The sequence below is a fragment of the Mycolicibacterium novocastrense genome (assembly GCF_001499835.1).
In the GTDB taxonomy this organism is placed as follows: Bacteria; Actinomycetota; Actinomycetes; order Mycobacteriales; family Mycobacteriaceae; genus Mycobacterium; species Mycobacterium novocastrense.
This window is the reverse complement of sequence record NZ_LQIH01000001.1, coordinates 413,440-427,092: the sequence shown is the minus strand read 5'-3', so window position 1 is coordinate 427,092 and position 13,653 is coordinate 413,440. Positions and strand designations below refer to the sequence as shown.

General features: G+C 66.0%; 9 protein-coding genes. 5 read left to right on the top strand and 4 right to left on the bottom strand.

Annotated features, from left to right (window positions below; genetic code table 11):
* Window positions 1-67: 67 nt before the first annotated feature.
* Together AU072_RS02105 and AU072_RS02100 are read right to left on the bottom strand one after the other, a co-directional pair.
* Window positions 68-934 carry a winged helix-turn-helix transcriptional regulator gene (locus tag AU072_RS02105; RefSeq protein WP_064412339.1) on the bottom strand — a complete coding sequence of 289 codons (867 nt, stop codon included), beginning with the start codon at window positions 932-934 and terminating at the stop codon, window positions 68-70.
* A 45-nt stretch (window positions 935-979) separates the two neighbouring features.
* Window positions 980-2,500: a carotenoid oxygenase family protein gene (locus tag AU072_RS02100; protein ID WP_064412178.1), complete on the bottom strand. Its 1,521-nt coding sequence runs from the start codon at window positions 2,498-2,500 to the stop codon at window positions 980-982.
* A gap of 251 nt (window positions 2,501-2,751) precedes the next feature.
* Between AU072_RS02100 and AU072_RS02095 the strand changes: the two genes are divergently transcribed.
* The 4 genes from AU072_RS02095 (at window position 2,752) to AU072_RS02080 (ending at window position 7,049) form a co-directional block, all read left to right on the top strand.
* Window positions 2,752-3,441: a GAF and ANTAR domain-containing protein gene (locus tag AU072_RS02095; protein ID WP_064412177.1), complete on the top strand. Its 690-nt coding sequence runs from the start codon at window positions 2,752-2,754 to the stop codon at window positions 3,439-3,441.
* Window positions 3,442-3,569: 128 nt separating this feature from the next.
* Complete coding sequence (locus AU072_RS02090; RefSeq protein ID WP_064412176.1) at window positions 3,570-4,445, top strand: universal stress protein; 876 nt, start codon at window positions 3,570-3,572, stop codon at window positions 4,443-4,445.
* 89 nt (window positions 4,446-4,534) lie between these two features.
* Window positions 4,535-5,419 carry a universal stress protein gene (locus tag AU072_RS02085; RefSeq protein WP_064412175.1) on the top strand — a complete coding sequence of 295 codons (885 nt, stop codon included), beginning with the start codon at window positions 4,535-4,537 and terminating at the stop codon, window positions 5,417-5,419.
* A 73-nt stretch (window positions 5,420-5,492) separates the two neighbouring features.
* Window positions 5,493-7,049: a bifunctional aminoglycoside phosphotransferase/ATP-binding protein gene (locus tag AU072_RS02080; RefSeq protein WP_082680903.1), complete on the top strand. Its 1,557-nt coding sequence runs from the start codon at window positions 5,493-5,495 to the stop codon at window positions 7,047-7,049.
* On the opposite strand, the gene AU072_RS02075 is transcribed toward AU072_RS02080, so the two are convergent.
* Both AU072_RS02075 and ppsA read right to left on the bottom strand, forming a co-directional pair.
* Window positions 7,009-7,293, bottom strand: a complete 285-nt coding sequence (locus AU072_RS02075; protein WP_064412174.1) for a hypothetical protein — start codon at window positions 7,291-7,293, stop codon at window positions 7,009-7,011. The genes AU072_RS02080 and AU072_RS02075 overlap by 41 nt on opposite strands.
* A gap of 36 nt (window positions 7,294-7,329) precedes the next feature.
* Window positions 7,330-9,615: a phosphoenolpyruvate synthase gene (ppsA, locus tag AU072_RS02070; protein ID WP_064412173.1), complete on the bottom strand. Its 2,286-nt coding sequence runs from the start codon at window positions 9,613-9,615 to the stop codon at window positions 7,330-7,332.
* Window positions 9,616-9,797: 182 nt separating this feature from the next.
* Here ppsA and otsB point away from each other — a divergent pair, with 182 nt between their 5' ends.
* A complete protein-coding gene (gene otsB, locus AU072_RS02065; protein ID WP_064412172.1) occupies window positions 9,798-13,547 on the top strand; it encodes a trehalose-phosphatase in 3,750 nt (1,249 codons plus the stop codon).
* Window positions 13,548-13,653: the final 106 nt, after the last annotated feature.

The following is a 13,653-nucleotide window of genomic DNA, read 5'->3' as shown; positions in this document are numbered from 1 at the left end:
CGGGCAGCCAAATCACTGTGCGCACCTGCGATATTAGCACTCGGCACCAGAGAGTGCCAGAAATTTTTCAGGAGATTTCCACGGCCGAGACCTGTGCCCCCGCCAGCGGTCGGCCGCATCCGTCGCATGTGAAGACGGCGGTGAAGCGGTGCCCGCATGCGGTGTGGGTCAGCACGACTGCGGGCCCCTCGAGGTCGGTGAACCAGCGCTGAGCCCACTGCAAAGCCGAGACCAGAATCGGGAACAGGGCGCGGCCCTTCTCGGTCAGCTCGTACCGGTTGCCGACGTCGACGAGGACCCCGTTGGCGGTGAAGATCGCCAACCTGTCGGCGATCGATCCGGGCGGCGCGCCGAGCTGAGCCTGAAAGTCGGTGAACCGTCGAACGCCGACGAATGCCGCTACCAGCAGCGCGAAGCCCCAGCGGTTCCCCATGACGCTCATCGTCTGCGGAAACAGACCCGCAGACGATTGCTGATCGGTCGCCGAGCGCCTGCGCGTCATGGTGGTCGAGGGCACCGACCGCTTCCACGACCCACTCGGACCCCATTGAGCGACAACGTCTTTGTCGCCTGCGCTCTCGCCGCACGAACGGCACGTCACCATCGGGGTGAAATCGGCGCCGCATGCGGCATGGCGCATGGCGGGCAGCGGCTGGGCGTGGCCGGGCACCCAGCGCCGCTCCCACTCCCAGATAGACAGCAACACCGGCCACAGCGACCGGCCGCGCCGCGTGCCGAGGTAATCGAAACGCGGTGGCCGGTCTTGGTATTGACGACGCTCGAGCAGTCCCGCATCCGTCAGCATCCGAAGCCGCGCCGTCAGCACGGAGTTGGAGATCGGCAGGCGAGACTTGAAGTCACCGAACCGGGTCGCCCCCAGCAGCGCCTGCTGCATGACGAGCAGCGTCCATTCGTCGCCGAGCAACCCGAGCATGCGGGCGACGGCGTTCGGCTCGGACACGGGCTCGGATGGGGGCACCTACAGGCCGATGGCCTCGGCCGCCGTTTCGGTCTCCCGCCACCGTCGCAGCTCCGACCCCGGAGCCCACGTCGAGTGCGTTCCGCTGGAAATGCGTTCCGGCAGTGCCAGTTTGCACACCGGTCCGTCGTCGACCCTCGCCGCGTCGAACACCAGGCAGTAGGAGGCGTCGGCGATCATGTCGGTGATGATGGTGACCAGGTAGCCGTCGTCCTCGGCAGTGGCCCCCGGACGTGCCGCCACCGCGGTCTCACTGCCGTACACGCCGTCGGGGAAGCTGAACCGCTGTTCGGCACCGGTCTGCAGGTCGTGTTTGACCAGGCCGTCGAACAGGAACCAGCCCGGCTTGCCGGTGGCCGCGTACGTGTAGCGGTAGGGCAGACCGGCGTAACCGCTGTTGATCATGCCGAATTCGGTGACGGAGTCCGTCAGCTGCTCCTCGGTGGTCTGCCCGGTGACGAGGTCGAACCGCCACCGGTGCAACCGAGTCTGCAGCCCGTCGAGGGAGAGGTACCGGAACATCTTCTGGTACACGTCGCCGGTGCCCACCGGTGTGGGATCGCCCTGGAAGAACCCGTCGAGGACGATCTCGTCGCCGTCCTCGTAGGCGTTCGTGAAGTGCAGCACGAACGTCGGATCGGCCTCGAACCACCGGATGTCGGCGGCTCCTCCGCGGCGGGGGATCACGGCGAATCGCGAGGGCATGTCCTGGTGGAAACCGGGAAAGTGGATGCCGGCTTCGAGCAGCTCGGGATCCCAGAACATCGGAAAGTCGTTGAGGATCGCGTAGTTCTCGGTGAACGCCATATCGTGCGGCAGCCGAGGACCGGGAAGCGGTACGTCGGTGAGGTGGACGAGGTCGCCGCCCTCGTCGACGACGCCGTAGCGCATATACGGGTCCTGTTTGCTGTACGAGAAGAACAACAGTTCGCCGGTGCGGTCGTCGACCTTCGGGTGCGCCGAGACGCCCCAGTCCGCGGGGAACCGGCCGTGCCAGTCCTCCTTGCCGAGGGTGTCGCCGGAGAACGGGTCGACGCGGTAGAGATCGCCGCACTGATAGTGACTGGTGAGCGCGACGCCGCGATGCACGATGACGTCGGTGCTCGACGCGTCCTTCATCAGGGTCCGCGCGCCCCAGCCATAGTCGCGCTTGGCCAACTCGATCGGCTCGGCCAGCCCCGGCCACAGCGGTCCGCCGGCATCGTTTTCGGCCAGCAGACCGTCGGTGCGGACAAAGCGGTTGCGGTAGAACGCTTTGCCGTCACGGAAGCCGACGATGTGCACCATGCCGTCACCGTCGAAGGGGTGATAGAGCTTCAACGCCGGATGCAGCGGATTCTCGGTGTTGCGCAGGTAGACACCGTCCAGGTCGGACGGGATCTCGCCCTCGACCACCGCGAGGTCGTCGGCATTCCACTCCGTGTTCTGGGGACGCCAGGGTCCGGTGCGGTAGGGGTGGTCGTCGTCATCCGGAAGCGTCGAGAGGTACTTGCCGACGATCTCCACATTCGCGCTGCCCATGTCAGGCCCTCCCGCCGATGAAACTGGGGTCTCGGCGGTGCGACCGTCGATGACAGAGACGGTACTACAACTAAGAGAGTGACCTCCCGGGGATGGCCGAAGAGGGCGGCCCCGCCGGCTCCTGTCTGAACCGACGAGACCTCAGCGCGAGTAACGGTCGACCGTCACCCGAGCTTGAACCACGACATGCCCAATACCAAGAACGCCAAACAATCGTGTACACCGAAGCCCGAAGGGGAAGACTTCTGGCCATGACGCAGCCTCGTACGCATGAACTGGCTGAGCGGATGGCCGAGCTCGCACGGGCGTCTGCTCCGCCGCGCACGGTCGACGACGTGCTGAACGACGTCACAGCCACCGCGCGCGAGCTGATGCCCGGTGCGGACACGGTGGGCGTGCTGCTGATCGGTAGGGGAGGCAAGTTTGAATCGCTGGCCGGGACGTCAGAGCTACCCCACGCACTCGACGAGATCCAGATGCAGTCCGGCGAGGGCCCCTGCGTCGAGGCCGCGCTGAACGAATCGATTCTGCGAACCGATGACTTCCGCACGGAAGAGCGTTGGCCGCTATACGCCGCGGCCGCGGTCGAGCACGGTGTGTTCAGCGGTCTGTCGGTCAAGCTCTATACCGCCGATCGCAGCGCCGGAGCGCTCAACATGTTCGGCTTCAAACCGAACGCCTTCGATGCTGAGGACGAAACCATCGGCACGGTGCTGGCCGCACACGCCGCGGCGGCGATCCTGGCCAGCCGGGAAGGTGAACAGCTGAAGTCGGCGATGGCCACCCGGGATCGCATCGGCCAGGCCAAGGGCATCATCATGGAGCGCTACGGCGTCGACGAGATGCGGGCCTTCGAGATGCTCAAACAGCTCTCCCAGGACAGCAACGTCAAGCTCGCCGACGTCGCAACGCGTGTCATCGACACGCGCAGCGGCGCCTGAACCGCGAGCCGTTCGATAAGTCACCAGTCGGATCCATCGGCAGCTGGTGACCTTCGACTCTTCGATACGCCCCGCTCACCGTCGAGCATTGGGGGCGTGGCTTACTCGACGCCGGTCAGGAGGAGGAGATGAGCTCGACGGCAGCGAAGCCGGGTCCGCGCGGCATCGTGGTCGCAGTAGACGGGTCTCCGCCGTCTCGGGTGGCGACCGACTGGGCCGCGCGTGACGCAGCGTTGCGTGGCGTGCCCTTGACCGTGGTCCATGTGCTGCCGTCGAACGGCACATGGCTGGACTTGCCGACGTCCAGCGATTTCGCCGTCGAGCGGCAGCGCCGCGGGACGGCGGTGATCGACGACGCTCTCGGGCTCGTGAGCGATGCCCTCGGCGCCGCGCCCGACATCGAGATCAAGCATCGCGTCCTCACCGGCGCCACGGTTCCCGAACTGGTCGACCTGTCCCAGAGCGCCGAGTTGATCGTCGTCGGCTGCCGCGGCCTGGGGGGCGTCAAGGGTCTGCTGCTCGGCTCGGTCAGCTCGGGTCTTGTGCATCACGCGCACTGCCCGGTGGCGGTGATCCATGACGAGGACCCCTTGATGGATCATCCGGCGACGGCTCCGGTGGTGGTCGGCATCGACGGCTCGCCCGCCTCGGAGCTGGCTACCGAGATCGCCTTCGACGAGGCCGATCGTCGCGGCGTGGGGCTGCTCGCCGTGCACGTATGGACGGGCAGCAGAGATCTCGGCGCACAGGAGAGCGGTACACGGCCGGAAGAGGAACTGGCGCAACGCCTTGCCGGCTGGAGCGAGCGCTATCCCGATGTCGTCGTTCAGCGCATCGTCGGCCCGGGTGATCCCGCCCGCCGGCTGCTCGAGGAGTCCGAGCGCGCCCAACTCCTCGTGGTGGGCAGCCGCGGTCTCGGCGGCTTCTCCGGGATGTTGCTCGGCTCGGTGAGCTCGGCGGTCGCGCAGGCGGCACGCATGCCGGTCATCATCGCTCGGCGCTGACGCCCAGGGACTTTCGCCTCTACGCCGCAGCGCGCGACACCGGTCATGATGGCTTCACGGGCTAACGAATCCCGAAGACAGGAGTTTCCATGCGAACAGGTGCGGTGGTGGTCGGCGTGGACGGCAGCGATGCCGCGGACAATGCCGCGCGATGGGCGGCAGCGGTGGCATCGATATACAACACGTCGTTGCACATCGTGCATGCGCTACCGGCCGTCGGGCACAACCTGACGGACACCGTCGCCGCGATGCGAGCGGCCGTCCTCGCGCACCAGCGCGAAAATGCCGACGCCATTCTGCGCCGCGCGGAGGAGATCGTGCGCGCGCAGGAAACCGAACTCGAGGTGACGACTCTGTCCACCGATGTTCCCATCACCGAGGTGCTGGTGGAACTCGGCAAGAGCGCACGGATGATCGTTGTCGGCAACGATGAAGTCACCGCTGCGGGTGCACTGTTGCTGGGCTCGACGACACTGGCCGTCGCCACGCGTGCCGACTGCCCCGTTGTCGCGTGGCGAGGGTCAAACGTCGTGCCGACGGACGATCCGGTAGTCGTCGGGGTGGACGGGACACCATCGTCTACGGCCGCCTTGGAGAACGCATTCGAATTCTGCGAACGGTTCAACGCGAAGTTGGCGGCCGTACGATCGACGTCGTCGCCGCTGCGCGCGGTGGCCACGCGACTGCCTCTGCTGATCGACTGGGATGCGCTCGAGACGGCGGAGTGGGCGCAGCTGACGAATGACGTCGACCGATACAACCAGCGCTACCCACAGGTTTCGGCACCGTGTTTCGTCGAACACGCCAAACCCGCTGCGGCACTCATCGATCGTTCTCACGCGGACGGCGCGCAGCTGCTGGTGGTCGGAAGCCATCGGAAGCCCGCGCTCACCAGCGCCATCCTGGGGTCGACCGCGTTGAACCTGTTGCAACACGCCACCATTCCGGTCATGGTCTGCCGACCGAGCCGATGACGGGCCGGCCGTCTCTCGCGGTTAGGGTCTTCCGGCCCTGTTGCAGAGAGGGTGGCTGCGAGAGAGTTCAGATATGACGACCGCGTCGGTTACTGCGAGCACCCGCCGAGACCCGTTGACCGGCAACGGGAATCTCCACGCCGAGGTCCATGAGACACACACGGGGCTGGTTGCGCTCATCGGGGACCGCGCATACAAGACGAAGAAAGCGATCGTCACGGACTTCCTCGACTTCGGCACCTGCGAGCTTCGCGAGCAGGCGTGTCAACGCGAAGTGGCCCTGAATCGCAGGTTGGCGCCCGACAGCTATCTCGGTGTCGGCCACTTCGCCGCGCCGGGAGAACCCGCCGAACCCGTCATCGTGATGCGTCGATATCCCGAATCCGCCCGGCTCGCCGCGCTCGTCCGCAACGGTGATCCTGTCTACGGATACCTCACCGCCATCGCGGACCGATTGGCGCGGTTCCACCGGGAGGCGCTACGGGGCCCACAGATCGACGAACAGGCGACGGCTGCGGTGATCTCGGATCGCTGGCACCAGAATCACGCTGAGCTGAGGCGATACGTCGACAGCGTCATCCCCGAGGCGACGCTTCGCGAGGTCATACGCCTGGCCGATCGGTACCTGGCCGGCCGTGACCAGCTGTTCGCGCAGCGGATCGCGTCGGGCCGCGTGGTCGACGGTCACGGGGACCTGCTGACGCAGGACATCTTCTGCACGCCTGACGGTCCGGTTCTGCTGGACTGCCTCGAATTCGATGATCGACTGCGCTATGTCGACGGTGTCGACGACGCCGCTTTCCTCGCGATGGACCTGGAGTTCCTCGGCCGCAAAGACCTCGCCGAGCACTTCTTCGACGAGTACCTGCGACGGGCCGACGACCCAGCACCGCGGTCCCTGAGGGATTTCAGCGTCGCGTACCGCGCCGTGGTGCGGGCCAAGGTGGACTGCATCCGCGTCGATCAAGGGCACAGCGAAGCGGCGGCCGACGCGATACGCCATCTCGACATCGCTCTCGCCCACCTGAGATCGTGCACCGTCCGGTTGGTCATCGTCGGCGGCGGCCCGGGAACCGGCAAGACCACCGTCGCGCACGGCCTGGCCGAACAAGTGAACGCCCGGGTCATCTCCACCGACGAGGTGCGCCGCGAGCTACAACGGTCCGGCCTCATTAACGGACAAGTCGGCGAGCTGCACGCGGGACTGTATGCACCGGAGAACGTGCGCGCCGTCTATGACGAGGTGCTGCGTCGAGCCCGCGCGCTGCTGTCCACCGGTGAGACAGTCGTGCTCGACGGCACCTGGCGCGATGCGCAGCAACAGGAGAGGGCGTACCGACTGGCCAACGAAACCTCCTCGGCGCTAGTGCATTTCGTGTGTGCGCTGTCGCCGTCGCAGGCCGCCGAACGGGTCGTGGCCAGAGGGCCGTCGAGTTCGGATGCGACACCACAGATCGCCGTCGCGCTCGGCGAGAACGCAGGCACGGGCCCATTCCACCGAATCGACACCGCTTGTCCGCTCGAGGAATCGGTGAACGAGGCGCACCGGATATTTCAGCTGGCTGTGGATGGAGGATTCCCCGATGCCGTCATTCGACATGACCGGCTTCGTCATGATGAATTGCTTTGAACGGTGGCAGGATGCCCTTGCGCTGCGCCACCCCGATGTTGGCCATGACGCGCTCGAGCAACTCGTCGTAGGCGGAGCCGTCGATCAGAAGCTCGGCCGGCCCATGATGTAACAGGTAGGCGTCCAGGCGCCGGTCGATCGGCCAGTCGACATAGATCGGTCCGGCGAATTCCGAGCGGAAGAAACCCCACACGATCGTGTCACGCCTCTCCCCGGTCTCCTCGTCGTGCTCGGTCGGGGTCATCTCATGGCCTTGCCGTCGGCTGGATCCATGCCCGCCTCACCTCAACCGTGCGGCTTCGAGTAGCAGCCGCCGCTCGGCTGCGGCTATGACCCGCCGGGTGGCATCAGCGGCATCGGGGTTGACCGATACCGACGTGATGCCCATCCGCACCAGGTATTCGGCGAATGCCGGGTTCGTGGACGGCGCCTGACCACACAGTGACGAGGTGATGCCGTATTTCCCTGCCGTGCCGATGATCTGGCCGATGGCATCGAGCACGGCGGGGTCGGATTCGTCGAACAACTCAGCGCACACATCGGAATCGCGGTCCACCCCGAGCATCAGCTGAGTCAGATCGTTGCTTCCGATCGACACTCCGTCGATGCCCATCCCGATGTATTCGGGAAGCCAATGCACGACCGAAGGCACCTCGGCCATCACCCAGCGGTGCAAACCCCGCTGCCGGCCGAGCGGACTCGCGTCGACGAGCTCGAGGCAAGCCTCGAGTTCCCATTTGGTGCGGACGAACGGGATCATCAGCCCGACATTGGGCGACCGCTCCCGGACTCTTGCCAGCGCCTCCAGTTCCAGCGCGAACAGGTCCGGCTCGTTCACATATCGGTAGGAGCCGCGATACCCGATCATTGGGTTGTGTTCGACCGGCTCGTAGGTCTCCCCGCCCTTCAAGCCGCGAAATTCGTTGGTGCGAAAGTCCGTCGCTCGGTAGATGACGGGCCTCGGGGCGAACGCTGCGGCGATCCGCCCGACCGACGCCCCCAACTTGTCCACAAGCGTGGCCTGCTCTCCGTGGGCGATGAGATCGCGGGGATGACGGCCGCCCAGCGCCTCGGTCAGCATGAACTCGGCACGCAACAGCCCCACACCATCGACCGGTTGTGCGGCAACGGTTTCCGCGGACTCGGGCATGGCCAGGTTGACGTAGACCTTCGTGCCGGTGGCTTCGCTCTGCGGTCGGCTCGGGGCGCCCCGCTCAATCGCCGATGTCGTCGACGACGGCCGCACCCGACCGGACACCACCTCGCCGCGGGCCCCGTCCACCGTGACCGTCGTACCGTCGTGGAGGTCTCTGGTCGCAGTCCGGGTCCCGACGACGCACGGCACGCTCAATTCGCGAGCCACGATTGCGGCGTGGCACGTCATGCCGCCGGTGTCGGTCACCAGCGCCGCCGCTCGGCGGATCGTGGGCAGCCAGTCGGGATTGGTCATCTGCGCGACGAGGATCTCGCCCTCCTCCAACTTCGCGCCCTCGTCGGGGGACTCCAGCACCCGCACCTTTCCCGAGGCGAGTCCGGGTGCCGCGGCCAGGCCGCGGGCCAGCACCAGGTGCTTGTCTGCGGCGGCGGGAGTGGTGTGGCCCAGCGTGGTGATCGGCCGCGCCTGAACCAGATATGTCTTACCCCCCGCGATCGCCCACTCGGTGTCCTGGGGGCAACCGTTGTGTCGCTCGGTCGCGATGGCCAGTTCGGCTATCGAGCGCAGTTCGTCGTCGGTCAGTACGCGGGCATCGGCCTGGGATTCGTCGAGGTCGACGACGGCATCGTGCCCGTCGTCACCACGCACGATTTTGAACGCCTTGTGGCCGAGTCGGACATCGAGGGGTTGGCGCGTCTCCTTGGAGACGATGTAGGTGTCCGGCTCGACCTCTCCGGACACCACGACCTCGCCGAGACCGAACGCTCCCTCGATGACGACTCGGTCCTGGGCGCCGTTGCTGGGGTCGGCGGTGAATGCGACGCCGGCCTTTTCCGAATGGACCATCTCTTGTATGACGACCGCCATCGCCGGGTCACTGGTGAAGCCGCGGCTGGCGCGGTAGGTGATGACGCGCGGGCTGAACAGCGACATCCAACACCGCACCACCGCCTCCACCAGCGCCTCGTCGCCGGTGACGTTGGTGATGGTGGCGTTCATTCCCGCGAACGAGGCGTCCGCGCCGTCCTCGCCGGTGGCAGAGGATCGCACCGCGACCACCGCACCCGGCCCCAAGCCGTGGTAAGCGGTCAGGATCAGCCGTCGCACCTCGTCGTCGGCGCCGGCCTTCCGCACCATGCCCTGCATGCGCTCAGAGAGCTCGGTGAGCCTGGCGGTGTCGGCGACGGCGTCGAGCGCCTCTCGATGCAACGCGTTCAGCTCGGCTTCGACCCCGCCGGACCTCATGGACCGGCGGTAACAATCCCGCAGCAGAACGAATCCGGGTGGAACGGGCAGGTTGGCGGCGACCAACTCACCCATGTTGGCGCCCTTGCCTCCGGCCTCTTCGGCATCGGCGATCGTCAGCTCGGAGATATCGCGGATGAAGGTGAGATCGTCTCGAACGTCCATAGGGCTCATCCTGCTCTGGACGCCGTGTTCGACGTACCGTCGGAGGGCCACGACGTCGAGGACCAACGTCCCGACCGCGGAAGTGCTTAAGTCCCTAACCGGTTCGATGAGTGACTTCGGTCCCTTCCCCCGGGACCGCTGAGGAGATCCGATGGGAACACGATCTCTTCGGAGGAGGGGCGATGAAGCTTCCGGTGTTCGTTGACCCGCGCTATCACGACGCGGTGATCTTCGGCCTAGACGGCGTTGTGGCCGATACCGCCGAAACACCGGCCGACCGTTTGCCCCTGGCCGAGTCCACCGTCAAGTTGGTGCGCCACCTCAGGGCCGCCGATATCGCGACCGCGGTCGTCTCGTCGGGCGGCAATGGCAGCGCAGTCGCCCGGTCGGCAGCAGGCGACCTGTTCTCGATGTGCATCGATCCTTCCTCGAACCCGACCCTCCAAAATTCGCAGGGCCGACACCGTGACGTCCTGCACCACGTGGCGCGAAGCCTCGGGGTAGCTCCTGCGCGCTGCGTCGTCGTCGACGACGACGTAGCGGGGGTGACGGCGGGACGCGACGGCGGATTCGGACTGGTCGTCGGGGTGGACCCCGCCCGAGACGGTGCAGCGCTGCTTCGGGCCGGTGCCGATGTGGTGGTCGGCGATCTCGTCGAGGTGACGGTCCGCGACGGCTACAAACGCCTTTCCGCCACGGCCGACGCACTGCTGTCGTACAGCCAGATCGCACCCTTGGCCGACACCCGGCAACCAGCGGTACTGCTGGACTTCGACGGAACCATCTCCCAGATCGTCAACGATCCCGACGCGGCGACCCTGATCTCCGGAGCGGGTGAGATGTTGGCGTCCCTGGCCGCCAGCTGCCCGGTCGCGGTGATCAGCGGCCGGAGTCTGGACGACATCCGGTCGCGGGTCGGTGTTCCCGGCCTCTGGTACGCGGGCAGCCACGGATTCGAGCTCGTGGCCCCTGACGGCTCGCATCATCAGAATGAGGCTGGGGTACAAGCGATTCGCACGCTCGCCACTGCGACGGCAGAACTCCGTGAGCGGCTGACCGGTGTGGACGGGATCATGATCGAGAACAAGCGGTTCTCGGTGGCCGTGCACTACCGCAACGTCCAACCCGAACAGGTTGACCGGGTGGTCGCCGCGGTACGGACAGTGGGGCAACACCACAAGTTTCGAATCGGCGGCGGGCGCAAGGTCATCGAACTCCGGCCCGACGTCGGATGGGACAAGGGTAAGACGCTGGAATGGATCCTCGATCAGGTCGACGGCTCGCGGCCGCTGCTACCCATCTACATCGGTGACGATCTGACCGATGAAGATGCGTTTGACGCAGTGCGCCACAAGGGCATCGGCGTCGCGGTCCGCAGCGACGAATCGGGGGACAGGCGATCGGCGGCCCGGTTCACCCTGGAGGGGCCCGAGCACGTGTGTCGGTTCCTCGGCCGGCTCACCGACCAGTTGGCCGCAGAACGGGATACGGCCAATGATCCGTGGAAGTTGACGTTCGGCGGCTACGACCCAGCCGACGAGAAGCTGCGAGAAGCGCTGTGCACCATGGGCAACGGCTACATGGCCGTACGGGGCGCGGCACCGGAATGCGCTGCCGGGGAGTTCCACTACCCGGGACTGTACGTCGCGGGTGTCTACAACCGCCTGACCGACGAGGTGGCGGGATCGGTGATCGACAACGAGAGCCTGGTGAACCTGCCGAACTGGCTGCCGGTGACCTTCCGCATCGACGACGGACCGTGGCTGGACATCGACGAGGTCGACGTCTCCTCGTACCTGGTCTCGATCGACCTGCGCGGGGCAACGCTGTGGCGTGACTTCACGTTCACCGACCGGGCCGGACGGACCACCCGGGTGTCGCAGAGCAGGTTCGTGGCGATGCACCTTTCCCACGCCGCCGCCATCCAGACCACAGTGCGGGCCGACAACTGGTCCGGACGGCTCGAGTTTCGCACCATGATCGACGGCGACATCCAGAACCATGGAGTCGAGCGCTACCGCGAACTGTCGTCGCGCCACGTCAACGTCGTCCAAACGCGCGAGATGTCCGAGGACTCAGTGTTGTTGGCGGTGCGGACCGTCGAGTCGAACATCGAAGTCGCCATCGCAAAGCGCAGCACGCTGCGCGGCGAGAGCGAAGGCCTCGAATCCGCCCGTCGCCTTGTCGACGATCCAATGCAGGTGGGACGTGAAATCGCCCTCGATGTCAGTGCGGGACAAGCGGTCACGCTCGAAGAGGTGGTGACGCTGTACACGAGCCGTGACCACGGAATCTCCGGTCCGGTTTCGGCTGCCGAACGTGAACTGCGCCGGATCGGTGGATACGCCGAACTCGAACGCGGACACCAACTGGCGTGGGCACACCTGTGGGAGCGATTCAACATCGAGATGGGTGCGGATGCGGACCTGCGTCGCATCGTGCGCCTGCACCAACTCCACCTGATGCAGACACTGTCTCCCCATACCGCCGACCTGGACGTCGGCGTCCCGGCTCGTGGGCTGCACGGTGAGGCGTACCGGGGACACGTGTTCTGGGACGAGCTGTTCGTCTTCCCGGTGACGAACATGCGACTGCCCAAGGTCACCCGATCGCTGTTGATGTACCGCTACCGTCGCCTACCCGAGGCCCGCCTGGCCGCCGCCGAGGCGGGTCATGCCGGTGCCATGTATCCGTGGCAGTCCGGAAGCGACGGACGTGAGGAAAGTCAACGGCTGCACCTCAATCCCCGGTCCGGCCGGTGGAACCCGGATGCGAGCGCTCGCGCTCACCACATCGGGCTTGCCATCGCCTACAACGTGTGGCAGCACTACGAGGTCACCGGCGACATCGGATTCCTGATCGACTACGGCGCCGAGATGCTCGCCGATATCGCGAGGTTCTGGGTCAGCATGGCCGAATACGACTCGACCAGGCAACGCTATGTGATCTGCGGGGTCATCGGGCCCGACGAGTTCCATTCCGGTTATCCCGGAAGGGAATACGACGGGATCGACAACAACGCCTATACCAATGTCATGGCGGTCTGGGTGATCATGAGGGCCCTGGAAGCCCTCGAACGGATCCCGCTGTATTACCGGCTCGCATTGCTGGAAACGCTCGGCATCAGCGACGCGGACCTCGCGCTCTGGGAAGATGTCAGCCGGCGGATGTTCGTGCCCTTCCACGACGGCGTGATCAGTCAATTCGAAGGCTACGAAAAACTCAAGGAACTCGACTGGGAGGACTACCGCAGCCGGTACGACAACATGCAGCGGCTCGACCGCATCCTCGAGGCCGAGAACGACAGCGTCAACAACTATCGGGCATGCAAACAGGCCGATGCCCTGATGCTCTTTTATCTGCTGTCCGCCGACGAACTCTACGAGCTCTTCGACCGGCTCGGATATCGCTTCACTCCTGAGCAGATCCCGAGAACCATCGAGTACTACCGGGTGCGGACCTCGCACGGTTCGACGTTGAGCGCCGTCGTGCACGCGTGGGTATTGGCTCGGGGGAACCGGCATCAGGCGATGCAGTTCTTCGGGCATGTGCTGGCTTCCGACATCGTCGACATCCAGCGCGGCACAACGGCGGAGGGCATCCACCTGGCCGCGATGGCGGGAAGCATCGACCTCCTCCAGCGGTGCTTCACCGGGCTGGAGATCCGGCGCGACCGCATCACGCTGGGGCCGTCGTGGCCGAAATCGCTTGGACACCTGGAGTTCACCTTCCGCTATCGGGGGCACCGGCTGCGACTGGGGGTCTTCGGCCGAAGCGCCACGCTGAGCGCCGAACCCGGCGATGCCGCACCCGTGCTGGTGGAATGCCGTGGCGAGACGCACATCCTGTGTGCCGGCGGCACCGTCGAATTCGACGAGCAACCGTCGGCGGTGGGCATGGCGTCTTCATCCAGCGTGGCCGGCTGTGCGTGACGGGTACGGTCACCCAATGCCCGAAGAGCCTCGGGCGGTTGCATCACCGCCCGATTTCGAGCCGACGGAGCACCGAGGGGCGCCCGAATCCTCTGCCGATGCCAGG

Excerpts from the sequence above, each read along its gene's own strand:
- AU072_RS02100 (WP_064412178.1), bottom strand. The coding sequence starts at position 2,500 with ATGGGCAGCGCGAATGTGGAGATCGTCGGCAAGTACCTCTCGACGCTT.
- AU072_RS02105 (WP_064412339.1), bottom strand. The coding sequence starts at position 934 with ATGCTCGGGTTGCTCGGCGACGAATGGACGCTGCTCGTCATGCAGCAG.
- otsB (WP_064412172.1), top strand. The coding sequence starts at position 9,798 with ATGAAGCTTCCGGTGTTCGTTGACCCGCGCTATCACGACGCGGTGATC.
- ppsA (WP_064412173.1), bottom strand. The coding sequence starts at position 9,615 with ATGGACGTTCGAGACGATCTCACCTTCATCCGCGATATCTCCGAGCTG.
- AU072_RS02095 (WP_064412177.1), top strand. The coding sequence starts at position 2,752 with ATGACGCAGCCTCGTACGCATGAACTGGCTGAGCGGATGGCCGAGCTC.
- AU072_RS02080 (WP_082680903.1), top strand. The coding sequence starts at position 5,493 with ATGACGACCGCGTCGGTTACTGCGAGCACCCGCCGAGACCCGTTGACC.
- AU072_RS02090 (WP_064412176.1), top strand. The coding sequence starts at position 3,570 with ATGAGCTCGACGGCAGCGAAGCCGGGTCCGCGCGGCATCGTGGTCGCA.
- AU072_RS02085 (WP_064412175.1), top strand. The coding sequence starts at position 4,535 with ATGCGAACAGGTGCGGTGGTGGTCGGCGTGGACGGCAGCGATGCCGCG.
- AU072_RS02075 (WP_064412174.1), bottom strand. The coding sequence starts at position 7,293 with ATGACCCCGACCGAGCACGACGAGGAGACCGGGGAGAGGCGTGACACG.